Source organism: Mucilaginibacter sp. PAMB04168, assembly GCF_039634365.2.
Lineage (GTDB): Bacteria > Bacteroidota > Bacteroidia > Sphingobacteriales > Sphingobacteriaceae > Mucilaginibacter.
Genome location: NZ_CP155079.2, coordinates 306,123 through 323,526 on the forward strand (window position 1 = coordinate 306,123; position 17,404 = coordinate 323,526).

The window sequence follows — 17,404 nt, forward strand, 5'->3', positions numbered from 1 at the left end:
TGATTTAATAACAAAGGACAGCCTCGCGCTGTCCTTAAACCAAATTATAAAACCCAAGCTGGGTTTGGAGTGGAGTATTAGAAGAGAAACTCCGAGCCGTAAAAATCACGATCTGATGGCTTGTTCAATGTCACGATAACATATTTGTATCGTTCATATGTTAAAATACTATAGATGTTGAGCAAGGTGTGTTTGCGGCACACTGCGCCGATCTTGAACATATGTGTAATGATTATGACTTTAATTATTATCAACATTTTTTAGCTGGCTATATCTTTGGCACTTAGTCGCAGACACAATCTATAAACCCGACCAAACATTTGGGGTGATAATTAGCCGCTGAAACTGATCTTTAAAATCATAAACCAATTTTTAAACCGAACAAGATACTGTTGACTTTGCAGCGCTTCAATGTGATCACTGCCATTTAACCAGCACTAATCTTTTGTGAAAGCATGAAAAACCTGGAGATTTTCAAATAACAGGTAACCTTGTGGTATTTAACCTAATAGGCAACGTGGGTGATGGATCGGCACTTTAAAGCTATAATAAACCATAAAGAATGATTGAGATGATGAAAAACAACTTAATGTATAACGCTCCTGTAATGCGCTTGGCAAAAGTTTTTTCAGTGCGAACAGCGACGCTGTTGTTCTTAGCTGCATTACTAATACCGGCATCAATCAGTTATGCGCAGAGCAGGGTTCAACAAGCTACGGAAGGCTTTGATGTGGCCCAACCTGGTATTTCTCACGGCAAAATAGACACCATTACTTATACATCAGCAACAGTTGGCACCAATCGGAGGGCTTTAATTTATACGCCGCCGGGCTATACAAAGGGGAAAAAATATCCGGTATTGTATTTACTTCATGGCATTGGTGGCGATGAAAAGGAATGGCTGAGAGGTGGTAAACCTCAGGATATTTTGGATAACCTATATGCAGCAGGAAAAATAGCGCCTATGCTTGTTGTATTACCCAATGGCAGGGCTATGAAAGACGACCGGCCGCTGGGCAACATTATGGCACCTGATAAAGTGGCCGCTTTTGCCAATTTTGAAAAAGACCTGATAAACGATTTAATTCCCTATGTTGAAAGCCACTTTTCGGTATTGAAAGATCGGGAATACCGGGCAATAGCCGGCTTATCTATGGGTGGCGGCCAATCCCTCAACTTTGGTTTGGGTAACCTGAACAAGTTTGCGTGGGTTGGCGCTTTTTCAGCTGCTCCTAACACAAAAAAGCCCGAAGAATTGGTTCCTGACGCCCAATTAACCAACAAGCAATTGCGTCTCCTTTGGATATCATGCGGTGCAAGTGATAAGCTGATCTCCATCAGTAAACGGACTCATGATTACCTAGTAGCTAAAAATGTACCCCATATTTATTATATCGAACCTGGTGTACATGATTTTAAGGTATGGAAAAACGGATTGTACATGTTTTCACAACTTATTTTTAAGCCCGTTAACGTTGCCAGTTTTCCGTTGTATAGTGCTGTGCAGGCAGGAGTGCCTGCATCTACCAATATTCCAGGTGTTAATTACCCGCAAATTTTACCTGATAACAGGGTGATGTTCCGGGTAAAAGCGCCGCTAGCCAAAGATGTGCAGATTGATTTAACTAAAAAGTTTCCTATGCAAAAGGACACCGGAGGCTTTTGGACACTTACCACCGATCCAATTCCACTGGGTTTTCATTATTACTCCTTGCTAATTGATGGCGTACCGGTTGCCGACCCATCCAGTCAAACTTTTTATGGTATGGGAAGAATGGCCAGCGGGATTGATATTCCTGATCCGGACGGTGGTTTTTACGAGGTGAAAAATGTACCTCACGGGCAGGTGCGCCTGGTAAACTATTATTCAGACCTAACTCAAACCTGGAGGCGAGCCTATGTTTATACGCCTGCCGGTTATGATGAACTTGCTAAAAAATACCCGGTACTTTATCTGCAACATGGATCGGGTGAGGATGAAACGGGCTGGTCAACGCAGGGTAAGGTGAGTTTTATACTTGATAACCTAATTGCAGAAAAAAAGGCTAACCCGATGATTGTGGTGATGGACAGAGGCTATGCTACAGATGCAGCAAAAGGTGCAGGCAAGACCGTTGGCATGTCCGGAAATATTTTTCCTGAAGTATTGGTAAAAGAAATCATACCTATGATAGATCGTACCTTCCGTACCTTGCCTGATCGCAGCCATCGCGCTATGGCTGGTTTATCCATGGGCGGTTTCCAAACTTTCCAAACCACCATGACCCATTTAGATCAATTTGCCTTTGTAGGTGGTTTCAGCGGAGCTAGCTTCATTCAGCCAAATACAGATATCACCAAGATGTACGATGGCGTATGGTCTGACGCCGGAAAATTTAACAAACAGCTCAAAGTGCTGTATATCAGTATTGGTACCACAGAGCCAGAACGTATGTATACAGGAGTTAAAGGCTTTCATGAAGCACTGGAAAAAGCCGGTATCCGGCATACGTATTATGAATCGCCCGGTACTTCACATGAGTGGCAAACCTGGCGCCGTTCCCTTCGCCAGTTCGCTTCCTTAATATTTAAAGATTGATAAAGATTCAACTTGTCAGGACTTCTATGAAAATTAAACTCTTTCTGTTACTATCTCTGGTACTGCTTAACTATTCCGGTTATTCTCAGGATAAAAATTTCTACATCTTCTTATGCTTCGGTCAATCTAATATGGAAGGAAATCCAAGATTCGAACAGCAGGATACTATTGCTGATGAACGATTCAAAGTTTTGCAAGCCGTTGATTGTCCGGAGCGCCAAAGAGTTAAGAATACATGGTATAATGCCGTTCCACCGTTGTGCCGCTGCAATACAGGTTTGTCGCCAGCCGATTATTTTGGCAAAACAATGTTGGCTCACCTGCCGGCTAAAGTAAAGATCGGTATCATTAACGTTTCTGTTGCCGGTTCTAAAATCGAAATATTCGACAAAGACCATCATCAAATTTACCTGGAAACAGCGCCCGAATGGATGAAAAAAATGGCAGCTGAATACAATGGTAATCCGTACGCACGATTGGTAGAGCTGGCGAAGCTTGCGCAAAAAGCAGGGGTAATTAAAGGCATACTTTTGCATCAGGGGGAGTCAAACACGAATGACACCTTGTGGACCCAAAAAGTAAAAGGAGTGTACACCAATTTACTGAATGACTTAAAGCTAAAGGCCAAATCTGTACCGCTTTTAGCCGGCGAAGTGGTAAATGCTGATCAGGGGGGTGTTTGCGCCTCCATGAACAAAATCATTGCTAAACTCCCCGAAGTAATTCCTAATGCCTATGTCATCTCTTCAGCCGGATGTGCCAGCGGGAAAGACAGGCTCCATTTTACGGCTGAAGGCTGCCGCAAACTCGGCAAAAGATATGGTGTTAAAATGCTGGCTATACTGGGTCATAAAGTGGACGAGCCTGAGTAAAAGGTGTGGATTATCAAATTTATCATATGCATAAGAAGTTGATTGTAGGTTTGCAAAATCAAACGTTGAAGTTATTTAGCTTGGCTGCAGGCCTTTGCCTTCAATTTAATCAATCCAGTGCCCAGGATACTTTGAGTCTGTACAATGGAGCTGTTCCAAATTATAGGCATGGGCAATTAGCGCCGCTGCCTGGTAAATTATCTCCCGGCTTAATTTACCGGGTTACAACACCGTCGCTTGATATTTATCTTCCCGAAAAAGGGATGGCCAATGGTACCGGTATACTTATTTGCCCTGGTGGCAGTTATAAGGTACTAACTTATGCCGGTGAAGGTGTGGCTATTGCAAAAGCTTTTGCGCGAAAAGGAGTAACAGCTTTTGTACTGAAGTACAGGCTGCCACATGATTCTTTGATGGTGAACAAAACAATAGGGCCTTTGCAGGATGCCCAGCGCGCTATAAAACTTATTCGTGAGAATGCTGCTAAGTGGCAGCTGGATAGCCACAAAGTTGGCGTTATCGGCTTTTCGGCAGGTGGCCACTTAGCTTCTACCCTTGCAACGCATTATAGGCAACCGGTAATTGAGAACAGAAACCAAACCAGCCTGCGTCCGGATTTCCTGATCCTGGTGTATCCGGTAATCAGCATGCAGGATTCTCTTACCCATGCAGATTCGAGAAGGAACTTATTAGGCAGCCAACCACCTGCAGATTTAATTAAGCTTTATTCTAACGAGTTGCAGGTTGACGCTAATACGCCGCCTACTTATCTCACGCATGCCGGCGATGACCACTTGGTTGATGTAGATAACAGTATTGTTTTTTACGAAAAGCTACGTCATCAGCATGTTGCCGCCGAGATGCATTTGTATCCGAAAGGTGGGCACGGTTTCATATTTGCCAAGGCCGATTGGATGACGCCGCTATTTGAATGGATGAAAAACGGCAAATGGTTAAAATAGTGCGCCTTTGATAGAAGGGGGTTATGCTGCCAAACTACAATTGCACCTGTTTAGTAATCTACCTTGCTTTAAGGATGCTACGCTAACAAAATGACACACCTATTGAAAGACACTCATAGCATGAAATATATACAATATTGGCTTATAGTTGCCGCCGCTCTGTTATCGGCTGGATATGTTAAAGCGCAAAATCCGTTAATCATTAACCAGTTTACAGCTGACCCATCTGCCCGGGTATTCAACGGCCGGGTGTACATTTATCCTTCTCACGATATTAAGGCAACCCCAGGCCGCGGGCGCGAAGGCTGGTTTGTTATGGAAGATTACCACGTGTTTTCATCGGCTAATCTTACTGACTGGACCGACCACGGAATGATCGTTAGCCAAACGCAGGTACCCTGGGCAGATCCGGCATCATTTAGTATGTGGGCGCCAGATTGTATTTTTCGCAACGGCAAATACTACTTTTATTTTCCAACCACAACAAAGCCTGATTTACCCGGCGGCAAAGGGCACTTTGCTGTTGGTGTGGCAGTTGCTCAAAGGCCGGAAGGCCCGTTCAGGCCAGAAGCTCAACCCATTGCCGGTGTGGTAGGTATCGATCCTAATGTGTTTATTGATGATGACGGACAAGCCTACCTGTATTGGTCTCAGGGTAACATATATGCGGCCAAACTGAAAGCAAATATGCTCGAGCTCGACGGAGAAGTTAAAACCTTAACCAACCTGCCAAGTAAAGGTTTAAAAGAAGGGCCTTACCTTTATAAGCATAATAATACCTATTATCTTACCTATCCTCATGTAGAAAACAAGATTGAACGGCTGGAATATGCCATCAGCAAAAGTCCCTTGGGGCCATTTAAATTCACAGGAGTAATTATGGATGAAAATCCTACCGGATGCTGGACAAATCATCACTCCATTATTGAATTTAAAGGACAGCACTACCTGTTTTACCACAGCAATGATTTATCTCCCAATTTTGATAAGAACAGGTCTGTACGTGCTGATAGCTTGTTTTTTAACGCTAACGGCACAATTAAAAAGGTTATTCCCACTTTACGGGGAGTTGGCCTTACACAGGCTTTTACCAAAATACAAATAGATCGCTTTAGTGATAAGGGTAGCGAGGCAGGCGTCAGCTTTTTAGATTCGGCCAAGCGGTTCGACGGATGGAAATGCATACTTCCAGCTACGCCAAACGGCTGGGTTAAGTATACGCATGTTAATTTTAAGGAATTAAAGGCTAAAAAGCTCATGGTTAGGGCCTGGTCTGCTCTGGGAGGCGTTTTAGAGATCAGAACAGGGACAGTTTCGGGTCCGGTAATTGCCAGTATTCCGGTTCCACAAGGGGGCCAGTGGCATGAAATATCCGCTCCTACAGGTTTAATTAAGCCTGGTATCCAGGATTTGGTTATAGCGGCTAAAAACTCAACGGTAGAAGTTGACTGGATCAGCTTCAAGTAATAAGGGGTTGTTCGATTAGGAGTAGGTCGATTGAAAAGGATCAAATGTGTTGAAGCCGATTTGCCTAGGACAACAAGATGTGATTTAATTAACTTTGAACAAGTGTTGCAGATATATAGGAATTATTGGCCTTGTACTGCCTGCGTTAAGGCTATAATTGCCTTCAAACGCTCATCTCTCAAACCGCAACGCTATGCGTTTTTGCGTCAATGTTAGGTAACTGAAGATGTATAGCAATATCGTGATTGATTGAATAACACCAAATGAGAATCTTTAACCTTTTATTAAGCCTTACTTTTCTTTTTTTTACCCAGGTTTATGGCCAGGTACTAACCGTTCAAAGTCCCGACAAGCAATTGCAGTTAAGTGTACTTGTACGCAATGGCAAGCCCACCTTTAAGGTGACCTATAAAGGAAATGTTATGCTCGAAGATTCTCCTTTGGGGCTGAAGACAAATGAAGGAGACTTTACCACTGATATTCGTTATGTAAGTAAATCGGAGGGTATTGTTCAAAAAGATTATACCCAAAGCAGAATCAAAAAATCTGAAATTAAATACCAGGCCAACCAACTGACCTGTACATTTGAAAACGCCCAGCAACGAAAATTTGCAGTCCAGTTTCAGGTGAGTAATAATAATATCGCTTTCCGTTATGAGTTTCCCGAATGGGGAGAGCGCCGTTCATGTGTAATTGAAACTGAGGCTACTGGTTTTAACTTCCCGTTGGCTACAACCACATTCTTGTCCGGAATGATGAGCCCGATGACCGGTTTTGCCAGGACAGCGCCCAGCTACGAAAGTGCTTACCAGGCGGACGTTCCAATTGTTAAAACTAACCGTCGGAACGAAGGCTATATCTTTCCCGGTTTATTTCATATTAACAACAAAGGGTGGGTTTTGCTGTCTGAAACCGGAGTAAGCAGCCTTTACTGCGCTTCTCACCTTAGCGAGGCCTCTGCTGATGGAGTGTATACAGTAGAATATCCTAACGCAAGGCAAAACAATGGTTTTGGTAGTAGCGGTGCAGCCATTGCCTTACCTGGTGTTACACCATGGAGAACAATAACAGTTAGCGATAACCTGAAACCTATTGTAGAGACCACAATTCCGTTTGATGTAGTGGAGCCACTTTACGAGCCATCACAGCCTTATAAGTACGGACGCGCAACCTGGAGCTGGATTATGTGGCAGGACAATAGCATGAATTATGCCGACCAGGTGCGGTTCATCGACTTGGCAGCATCTATGAATTTTGAATATATACTGATTGACGCCCTTTGGGATAAAAACATAGGTAAAACCCGTATGCAAGAACTGGTCGCTTATGCAAAATCAAAAGGTGTGGGTGTGTTTTTATGGTATAACTCGAACGGAACGTTTAACGATGCACCACAAGGCCCCAGAAACAAGATGAATACCGCCATTGAAAGAAAAAAGGAAATGCGCTGGCTTAAGGAAATTGGCATTAAAGGGCTCAAAGTTGATTTTTTTGGCGGTGATAAGCAGGAAACCATGCGGCTTTATGAAGACATACTCTCTGATGCAAACGACTATGGATTAATGATTATATTTCATGGTACTACTTTGCCCAGGGGTTGGGAAAGAATGTATCCTAACTTTGTAGGTGCCGAGGCCGTTTTAGCTTCTGAGATGCTCGTTTTTTCGGAAGGCGTTAGAGCCGCTGAGGCTTATAATGCCACTTTACACCCTTTCATCCGAAACACGGTTGGTAGTATGGAATTTGGAGGGGTGATACTGAATAAGTATCTCGTTAAAAGTAATGAAGGACGAAATAAACGACTAACTACAGACGCTTTTCAACTAGCCACTGCCATTCTTTATCAAAACCCTGTGCAGATGTTTGCACTAACTCCTAATAATTTAACGGATGTGCCTTCTTTTGAGGTTGACTTCTTAAAAAAAGTGCCAACCACTTGGGATGAAACATTATTTATTGATGGTTACCCGGGTAAGTACTGCGTAATTGCACGCCGTAGTGGCAAGCAATGGTATGTGGCCGGGGCTAACGCAACAAAGGAGGGTTTGAAATTAAAGGTAAAACTCCCTATGCTAGCCGGAAAGACGGTCAGCCTGTATGAGGATGATGCTAAAGGGTTAATTAAGTTACAGAAAGTTGATGTGAGGCACTCGGCGCAACTTGAGCTACAGATGCAGCCCAACGGTGGGTTGGTGATTACCACGAATTAGATATAAGTTTGATCACTATAATTCGCTGGATGTTTTAAAGTAGGGGTTCAATTTCTATTAATAAAACGGTCTTTTTATCTAAACTAAAAGTGCTAATTTCAAAGTACGAGCTTGCCCGTTGCCTTATCATCTAAAGTTTAAACTTCTTTACGATTTGTTTAAACGTAAGTGTCATTGAATTGGCAGGTATACGTCTACTTTAGCCTGCGCAAAACCAATTATAAGGCGGTATGCCTTAACACTCCGGTGATAACAACGTGAAATTTTAAAAATGCATTTCAACAAAGGTCTACTCATACTTGCGATTTTTTTTGTTGCCAGGCTTCATGCGCAACCTTTGCCGTACAAAAATCCTGTGCTTTCTTCAGAAAGCAGGGCAAAGGATCTGATATCGCGCATGACATTAAAAGAAAAAGTACTGTTGTTGCAGGATCAGTCTCCGGCTATACCCCGCCTCGGTATTAAAAAGTTTAATTGGTGGAGTGAGGCGCTGCACGGATTGGCCAGTAACGATAATGTAACCGTTTTTCCTGAGCCTATCGGAATGGCGGCATCTTTTAATGATAGTTTGCTGTACAACATATTTGATGCCGTATCTGATGAAGTGCGTGCTCGCTACCATGATGGCCTTCGTAAAGGTCAGGAGAACCGGCGCTTTATGAGCTTGTCGGTATGGACCCCTAACGTTAACATATTCAGAGATCCCCGCTGGGGGCGTGGTCAGGAAACTTACGGTGAGGATCCTTATCTCACTTCGCGCATGGGAGTATCAGTAGTTAGAGGCTTGCAAGGCGCTGATTCACGTTACAAAAAGTTGCTGGCCTGTGCCAAACACTTTGCTGTGCATTCAGGACCGGAGTGGAATCGTCATGAGCTCAATCTGGCTGATGTTAATGTACGCGATCTTAGAGAGACTTATCTCCCCGCTTTTAAAGCGTTGGTTCAGCAGGCCGATGTGCGGCAGGTTATGTGTGCTTACCAGCGTCTGGACGATGAACCATGCTGTGGAAACAGCCGGCTGATGCAGGACATATTGCGAAACGAATGGGGGTACAAGTACCTTGTGGTTTCGGATTGTGGCGCTATTACGGATTTTTATACAAGTCATAAGGTGTCGTCTGACGCAGCGCATGCGGCTGCAAAAGGTGTACGTGCCGGAACAGACGTAGAGTGTGTTTGGGAAGGGTATGCTTACCAAAAGCTGCCTGAGGCGGTATCTAAAGGGTTAATTGATGAAGCAGATATTAACAAAAGCTTGCTTCGGGTTTTAACGGGACGATTTGATTTAGGAGAAATGGACGAGGATAGTTTGGTGCCCTGGACTAAAATACCTGAAACCGTTATCAATAATGCAGATCATCGAAAAATGGCATTGGATATGGCGCGGCAATCAATGACCTTGTTGCAAAACAGGAACAATGTGCTGCCGCTCAGCAAAAATGGCGGGCGTATAGCAGTAATAGGCCCAAACGCAGATAATGAACCGATGCTTTGGGGTAATTACAACGGTAAACCGGTGCGTACTATAACCATATTGAATGGAATTAAGTCTGCACTCCCTAGCCATAATGTATTATATGATAAGGCTTGCGACTGGGTAGAAAATAAAGTAACCGAAAGCTATATTCCCCAATGCGCCATACAGGGTAAAAAAGGTTTTAAAGCAACTTTTTGGAACAACCGCAACTTCAGTGGCCCGGTGGTTCGTACTGAACAAATTACCGACCCGATTAAACAAACCACCGCAGGGCAGCATGAGTTTGCATCCGGCGTGAGGTTAGAAAGCTTTTCAGCAAAATATGAAACTGTATTTAAAGCTGGCCGCACCGAAGAAATCGCTTTCAAGTTTGGTGCAACAGGCTTATTTGAATTATTGATTAACGGTCAGAAAGCGGGCAAATCCAATAATTGGAGAACCGTGCCCGGGCGTATACTTTACCGTGTGGAGGCCGGAAAATCGTACCGTATCGAATTTCGCTATGCTCAGTTAAATAACTGGCAGGCTAATTTAGAATTTAACTTTGGTAGGGAAACGCCCGTAAATTTCGGCGGGTTGATTAGCAAGCTTAATGGTATTGATATAGTTGTATTTGCAGGAGGCTTATCAACCCTGCTGGAGGGGGAAGAAATGCCGGTAAATCTTCCTGGTTTTAAGGGAGGCGACCGCACCGATATTGAGCTTCCTCAGGTACAGCGTGATTGCTTGAAGGCGCTAAAAGCCGCCGGAAAGAAAGTGATCTTCGTCAACTGCTCCGGATCGGCTATCGGTTTAATGCCCGAAACAGTTACTTGCGATGCAATTTTGCAAGCATGGTATGCCGGAGAATCAGGCGGGCAGGCGATTGCCGATGTACTGTTTGGTGATTACAATCCTTTGGGAAAACTTCCGATTACTTTCTATAAAAACAACCAACAGCTTCCCGCATTCGAAAATTACAGCATGAAGGGCAGAACTTATCGCTTTATGGATAATCCGCTGTTCCCGTTTGGCTATGGGTTAAGTTACACAAGCTTTTCGATAGGTAACGCTAAGCTTGGGCAAATGCAAGTTAAACCAGGAGAGGATATTCGGCTTACCGTTCCGGTAACTAACAAGGGGCAAAGGAGTGGCAATGAAACCATACAGGTTTACATCCGCAAAGTTAATGACAGCGAAGGGCCGCTAAAAACATTAAGAGGCTTTAAAAAAGTAGAAATAACGCCGGGAAGCACTTTAAACGTTGATATCAAACTGCCTTATACAGCCTTGGAATTTTACAATGCGTCAAATTACCAGATGGATGTAACGCCGGGTGTTTATGAGCTGTGGTACGGCAACAGTTCTGCCAATAAGGACCTTAAAAAGGTAGAGATATCGGTATTATAAATTTTGGCTACGCATGGTTGTACCGATGCAACACACAGCATGGCAATAATAATCAACAACTAACCGGGCCTGATACGTAAAGAATTCAACTCTATAAAATAGCAATGTATAAAAGAATACTCATAGCCATAGGACTGCTTGTACCTGTTTTACTGCCCTCATCTCTCAGAGCGCAAAATCCTATTATCCAAACAATTTACACAGCAGATCCGGCGCCTATGGTTTATAAAGACACCTTGTTTTTGTACGCCGGGCATGACGAGGATAAGTCTACCTGGTTTACCATGAATGATTGGCATGTATACGCCACCACCGATATGGTTAACTGGACAGACAGAGGTGTTGGTCTTTCTCTTAAAGCTTTCAGTTGGGCGGCCAAAGATGCATGGGCCGGCCAATGTGTGCCCAGAAACGGCAAGTTTTATTGGTATGTACCCGTAAACGCCAAAAATGGTGGCATGTCTATTGGGGTGGCCGTTTCCGACAGCCCTACAGGGCCTTTTAAGGATGTGCTGGGTAAACCTATGGTGTCTGGCGGTTGGGGGTATATAGATCCATCTGTATTTATTGATGATGACGGACAAGCCTACCTATATTGGGGAAATCCACATTTATACTATGTGAAGCTGAATAAAGACATGACATCTTATGACCAGACGGTAGGCATTGTTAAAGTGCCGCTGACGGATGAAGGCTTTAAGCTACGTATTTTAAACGCAAAAAAGACTTTTGCCTGGGCTCAATCTATAAATGGGCTGGAATCGCACAGTGTTAAGAACGCAACTGACAACAAATATTATTGGTACGTAAGCGCGGTTGATAAAGCAACCCAGCAGCAGGTAATTGGTGTAGCAGTAGGCGAAAAAGCTATTGGCCCATTCCGGGATGTGCTTGGCAAACCGCTTATTGCTGAACATACCGGAGGAGAGCGGATCAACCCCACGGTTATAACAGACGCAGATAAGCAGCCTTGGTTAACCTGGGGAAATTCGGCTTTATGGCAGGTTAAGCTTAATAAAGATATGATTTCTTATGATCAGTCCGCAGGCATTCAACCCGTTCCGGCAAATAAAAGGGATTGGGTTACAGAAAAGATTCATGCTACGGCCAACAGTACCGAAAAAAGAATTACCACTTATGAAGAAGGTCCGTGGCTTTACAAGCGCAAGGGCTTGTACTATTTGCTGTATCCGGCTGGCGGTGTGCCCGAACATTTAGCCTATTCTACCAGTTCCAGTCCTATTGGCCCGTGGACATACCGTGATACTATTATGGCGGTGATTGGCAAAGGCGGCGCGTTTACCAATCATCCCGGATTGGTGGATTTTAAAGGAAAATCCTATCTGTTTTATCATAACGGGGCCTTACCGGGTGGCGGCGGCTTTACCCGTTCGGTTTGTGTTGATGAACTGAAGTTTGATGCAAAGGGAGCTATAATTAGAATCGAGCCTTCTGTTGCCGGTATTGAGAGAGCCGTTCGTTACTTAAATCCATATCAGAGAGTAGAAGCCGAAACCATTGCCTGGGAACAGGGCATCGAAACAGCATTGGCGAATGAGGCGGGTGTATATGTAACCGATATTGATAACGGCGATTATATTAAGGTAAGAAGTGTAGATTTTGGAAAAGGAGCCCGATTGTTTAAAGCCGGGATAGCTGCTTTAAATGGAGGAGCTATAGAAATAAGGCTGGATAGCCTTGAGGGTCCTCTGGCAGGTAAGTGTGAAGTTACACGTAGTGCAAGCGGCGAGAGCTGGCGTGTCATTTCCACCGGTGTAAGCGGGGCTAAGGGTATACATGACGTTTTTATGGTATTTAAAGGCAGTAACGGGCACTTGTTCAATTTTAATTGGTGGCAGTTTGCAAAAAAATAAAATTCATAAAAACGGCATATCAGCTCAATGTTGTAGGTCTCAATCATTCATTATGAAACTGACAGAATATATCAAAAAGTTAACAGTTGGCCGCAAGCTGCCGGCTACGCTGGGTTTAGTTATCACCATTAATTTGGGGGGTCTGAACCAATTACATGCGCAAACTATCTGGATTGACCAACTCGATTTAAGTACTGCTACGCAGGGATATGGAGTACCTAAAAAAAACAAGACTGTTGACGGTAAAACGCTAACCATTGCCGGAAAGACCTACGAACGCGGGTTTGGCACACATGCAGAGAGTTCCTTATTTATTCAGCTCAATGGAAAGGCATTGAGGTTTACGGCACAAGTGGGTATGGATGATGAAGTTAAAGGTCAACAGCCGGCATCTGAGTTTATGGTATACGGCGATGGTAAAAGGCTTTGGGCTAGTGGGATAATGCATTTAGGCGATACTGCCAAGTCGTGCGCTGTATCGCTCGCCGGCGTTCAAAAGATGGAATTGGTTGTCACCGATGGCGGAAATGGTAATTACTACGATCATGCCGACTGGGTAAATGCCCGGCTTGAAGGTGCTGAAGGCGCCAGCTTTGTAACAATCAGCCCCGTTGCAAGAGAACCTTATATACTAACACCACCACCTCCTGCTACGCCAAGAATTAATGGGGCCCGCGTTTTCGGTGTTCGTCCCGGTTCCCCGTTTCAGTTTATGGTTCCTGCCAGTGGAGACCGGCCCATGTATTTTACAGCCAGTGGTTTACCCAAAGGGCTAAAGATAGATCGGAAGACAGGTATTATGACCGGCCGCCTCTCCCGGCCCGGTACGTACCAGGTTACGTTGGTTGCCAGCAATGGCAGGGGTAAGGATGAAAAAAAGCTGCGTATTGTTTGCGGTGATCATGTTGCACTAACACCCCCTATGGGTTGGAATAGCTGGAATTGCTTTGCCGGAGAGGTGTCGGCCGAAAAGGTAAAACGGGCAGCAGCAGCTATGGTGAGCAGTGGCCTGATCAATCATGGATGGACTTACATCAATGTAGATGATTTTTGGCAGAACCACCGTGATTCTAAAGACCAAATGTTACGTGGTAAGCTGCGTGATGAAGCCGGAAATATCCAGCCTAACGCCAGGTTTGGTGACATGAAAGCGCTGGCTGATCATATTCATGGGCTGGGGTTAAAAGTTGGTTTGTACTCCAGCCCTGGTCCATGGACTTGCGGAGGATGCGCCGGCAGTTACGGTTATGAAAAACAGGATGCACAGAGTTACGCCAGGTGGGGGTTCGATTACCTGAAATACGACTGGTGCAGCTACGGAGGAGTGATTGACGGAATGCCAGACAACGACGCTTACAAAATATCATCGCTGTCATATAAAGGCGGCAACAATCTATCCACAGCCATCAAGCCTTTTGATCTGATGGGTAAATATTTGCGCGAACAGCCGCGCGACATTGTCTTTAGCTTATGCCAGTACGGTATGTCTGATGTTTGGAAGTGGGGGGATTCGGTAGGTGGAACCGCTTGGCGCACAACCAATGATATAACGGATACCTGGGTAAGCGTCAGGAATATTGCACTGGCTCAGGATAAGGCAGCCGCATGGGCAAAACCAGGCAATTGGAACGACCCCGACATGTTGGTTATCGGCACAGTAGGATGGGGCAATCCGCATCCAAGTAAGCTCAGGCCCGACGAACAATACCTCCACTTTAGTCTTTGGAGTTTGTTTGCCGCCCCGCTTTTAATTGGCTGCGACATGGAAAAATTAGATGCCTTTACGCTTAGCTTACTCACCAATGACGAAGTAATTGCCGTTAATCAGGATCCATTGGGAAAGCAAGCCACCTGTGTTCAAACCATAGGCGATCTGCGTATTTACGTTAAACAATTAGAGGATGGCAGTAAGGCCGTAGGCTTTTGTAACTTCGGTTTGCAGGAGATTAATATTAAATATCACGACTTCGATAAGCTCGGGGTTACCGGCCGTCAACAGGTCCGTGATCTGTGGCGGCAAAAAAACATTCAATCTGTAGTTACCGGTAAGGATCAGCTTGAAATTAAGGTTCCTGTTCATGGAGTGCTTTTATACCGATTCAACCAGCTGTTTTAAAGGATTGACAGCGCTGTATATAATTCATAAGAAGGGAATAATGCAATTATGAAAAGAAACATTTATTTGATGCTTTTGGGCGTTTTGGCGTTCAGCAATAGTTTCGGCCAAACGGTAGAGAAAACGCGCTTGGGCGCACGGGTAAAGGTGAACAATACTTGGGTTGAAATACAGTTTTACACCCCATCAATCGTCAGAATCATTAAAAGCCCCGAAGGTGAGAAGGTAAATAAAGCAAGTTTATCTGTAATCAAAAGCCCGCAGCAGCAAGCACTTAAGTTTAACCAGAGTGCAAAAATGCTTTCGGTTAAAAGCGCACAGCTCCATGTAACGTTGGATATTGCAACCGGTCAGTTAACTTTTTCAAAAACGGCAGGCAATGTGTTGCTGCAGGAAAAGCCTTCCGGAAGTTCTTTTACCACATTCAACGATGCCGGTATATCAACTTACTCGGTTTCTCAGTCATTTCAGTTAGACAAAGATGAGTCAATTTACGGATTAGGGCAGCAGCAACAGGGTAAAATGGTACAGCGCAACCTGAAACTGAATATGGTACAGGGCAACACAGACGATTATATTCCCTTCTTCCAGTCGTTGAAAGGGTATGGGCTTTTTTGGGATAATTACTCGCCCACCGTTTTTCAGGATACTCCTGAGAGCACTTCTTTTAAATCTGATGTTGGTGATTGCATTGATTACTACTTTATGTATGGTGGCAACGCCGATGGTGTTATTGCCGGCATCCGCAATTTAACTGGTCAGGCGCTCATGTTTCCGCTGTGGACTTTTGGCTTTTGGCAAAGTAAGGAGCGATATAAAAGCCAGGATGAAGTGCTTGACGTGGTTAAAAAGTACCGGCAATTAGGAGTACCCCTTGATGGCATTATACAAGACTGGCAGTATTGGGGTAATAATTATTTGTGGAACGCAATGGAGTTTTTAAATGTTGAGTTTAATAACCCTCAAAAAATGGTGAACGAGGTTCATCGCATGAACGCACACATGATTATTTCTATCTGGAGCTCTTTTGGTCCACAAACAAAGCCTTATCATGATCTGGATAAAATGGGCGCTCTTTTTAACTTTTCGACCTGGCCGCAGTCTGGTGCCGAAAAGTGGCCCCCCAATCTAGACTATCCTTCGGGCGTTAGGGTTTATGATGCATACAATCCAAAAGCTCGTGACGTTTACTGGAGCTATTTAAACAAAGGGATATTTTCGCTGGGTATGGATGGGTGGTGGATGGACTCCACAGAGCCGGATCACTTGGATTTTAAACCACATGACCTGGACAGCAAAACTTATTTAGGATCGTTCAGAAAAGTGCGGAATGCCTATCCCTTAATGACTGTTGGCGGTGTTTCTGAACACCAGCGTGCTGAGAGCTCTAAAAAGCGAGTGTTTATTCTTACGCGCTCAGCCTTTGCCGGGCAGCAACGTTACGGCGCCAATACCTGGTCTGGCGATGTTACTGCTTCCTGGCAGGCATTAAAAAATCAAATTTCGGCCGGATTGAACTTTTCCCTGTGCGGTATCCCTTACTGGAACTCCGACATTGGTGGCTTCTTCCTTTCACGCTTTCGCCAACGGCTAAACGATCCGGAGTACCGGGAGCTTTATGTGAGGTGGCTCGAGTTTGGAGCGTTCTGCCCGATGATGCGCTCACACGGCGCGGATGCACCACGCGAGATCTATCAATTTGGTAAAAAAGGAGATGAGGCATACGATGCCATCGAAAAGTACATTAACCTGCGCTACCGCCTGCTGCCTTATATATATTCTGCCTCTTGGGATGTAACCTCGCGCCAGTCTAGCATGATGCGGGCACTGATGATGGATTTTGCAGCAGATAAAAAAGCCATAGATATTAATGATGAGTTTATGTTTGGTAAATCTTTGTTGGTGGCACCGGTTACCGAAGCCATGTTTGTAAAACCTGCTGTAAACGGTCGGGACAGTTTGCGTAAGGATGATTTTACCACTGTTAAAGCCAAGCAGGTATATCTGCCTGCAAATGTGTCTTGGTACGACTTCTGGACGGGCGAAAAACTGGTTGGCGGCACACGTATCAGTAAGCCGGTAGCGCTGGATGTAATGCCCTTATATGTAAAGGCGGGAAGTATCTTACCACTCGGCCCCAAAGTGCAATACGCTGAAGAAAAAAGGTGGGATAATTTAGAGATGTTAATTTACCCGGGTGCCGACGGCAACTTTACGCTTTATGAGGATGAGAATGACAACTACCATTATGAAGAAGGAAAGTATTCAGAAATTAAGTTTCATTGGGACGATAAGAGGCATCAACTTTTAATTGCTGACCGGAAAGGCTCGTTTACCAACATGCTTGATAAGCGAAACTTTAAAATACGTGTTGCGCCGGCAATGGCCGATGGCTCTGCCAACAAAGAGCGAGTTGTAAGTTACAGCGGTAAAGCGCAGGTAGTAAAATTATAGTTAAG

Annotated in this window: 9 protein-coding genes; all 9 read left to right on the top strand. The window is 44.5% G+C overall.

What is annotated here, in order from left to right; all coding sequences use genetic code 11:
• Nucleotides 1–571: 571 nt before the first annotated feature.
• The 9 genes from ABDD94_RS01190 to ABDD94_RS01230 all read left to right on the top strand — a co-directional run bounded on the left by ABDD94_RS01190 (nucleotide 572) and on the right by ABDD94_RS01230 (nucleotide 17,399).
• Complete coding sequence (locus ABDD94_RS01190) at nucleotides 572–2,578, top strand: alpha/beta hydrolase-fold protein (protein WP_345954340.1); 2,007 nt, start codon at nucleotides 572–574, stop codon at nucleotides 2,576–2,578.
• 26 nt (nucleotides 2,579–2,604) lie between these two features.
• Entirely contained in the window at nucleotides 2,605–3,450 is an 846-nt protein-coding gene (locus ABDD94_RS01195) for a sialate O-acetylesterase (protein WP_345954341.1), read from the top strand.
• Nucleotides 3,451–3,476: 26 nt separating this feature from the next.
• A complete protein-coding gene (locus ABDD94_RS01200; protein ID WP_345954342.1) occupies nucleotides 3,477–4,412 on the top strand; it encodes an alpha/beta hydrolase in 936 nt (311 codons plus the stop codon).
• Nucleotides 4,413–4,532: 120 nt separating this feature from the next.
• Complete coding sequence (locus ABDD94_RS01205) at nucleotides 4,533–5,879, top strand: family 43 glycosylhydrolase (RefSeq protein ID WP_345949641.1); 1,347 nt, start codon at nucleotides 4,533–4,535, stop codon at nucleotides 5,877–5,879.
• Between the two features lie 263 nt (nucleotides 5,880–6,142).
• Nucleotides 6,143–8,089: a glycoside hydrolase family 97 catalytic domain-containing protein gene (locus tag ABDD94_RS01210; protein WP_345954343.1), complete on the top strand. Its 1,947-nt coding sequence runs from the start codon at nucleotides 6,143–6,145 to the stop codon at nucleotides 8,087–8,089.
• 271 nt (nucleotides 8,090–8,360) lie between these two features.
• Nucleotides 8,361–10,955, top strand: coding sequence for a xylan 1,4-beta-xylosidase (xyl3A, locus tag ABDD94_RS01215; protein ID WP_345954344.1), 2,595 nt, complete (start codon nucleotides 8,361–8,363; stop codon nucleotides 10,953–10,955).
• A 104-nt stretch (nucleotides 10,956–11,059) separates the two neighbouring features.
• The gene (locus ABDD94_RS01220) at nucleotides 11,060–12,829 is read left to right on the top strand and encodes a family 43 glycosylhydrolase (protein WP_345954345.1); all 1,770 of its coding nucleotides are present in this window, start codon (nucleotides 11,060–11,062) and stop codon (nucleotides 12,827–12,829) included.
• 52 nt (nucleotides 12,830–12,881) lie between these two features.
• A complete protein-coding gene (locus tag ABDD94_RS01225) occupies nucleotides 12,882–14,945 on the top strand; it encodes an NPCBM/NEW2 domain-containing protein (RefSeq protein ID WP_345954346.1) in 2,064 nt (687 codons plus the stop codon).
• A 48-nt stretch (nucleotides 14,946–14,993) separates the two neighbouring features.
• Complete coding sequence (locus tag ABDD94_RS01230) at nucleotides 14,994–17,399, top strand: TIM-barrel domain-containing protein (RefSeq protein WP_345954347.1); 2,406 nt, start codon at nucleotides 14,994–14,996, stop codon at nucleotides 17,397–17,399.
• Nucleotides 17,400–17,404: the final 5 nt, after the last annotated feature.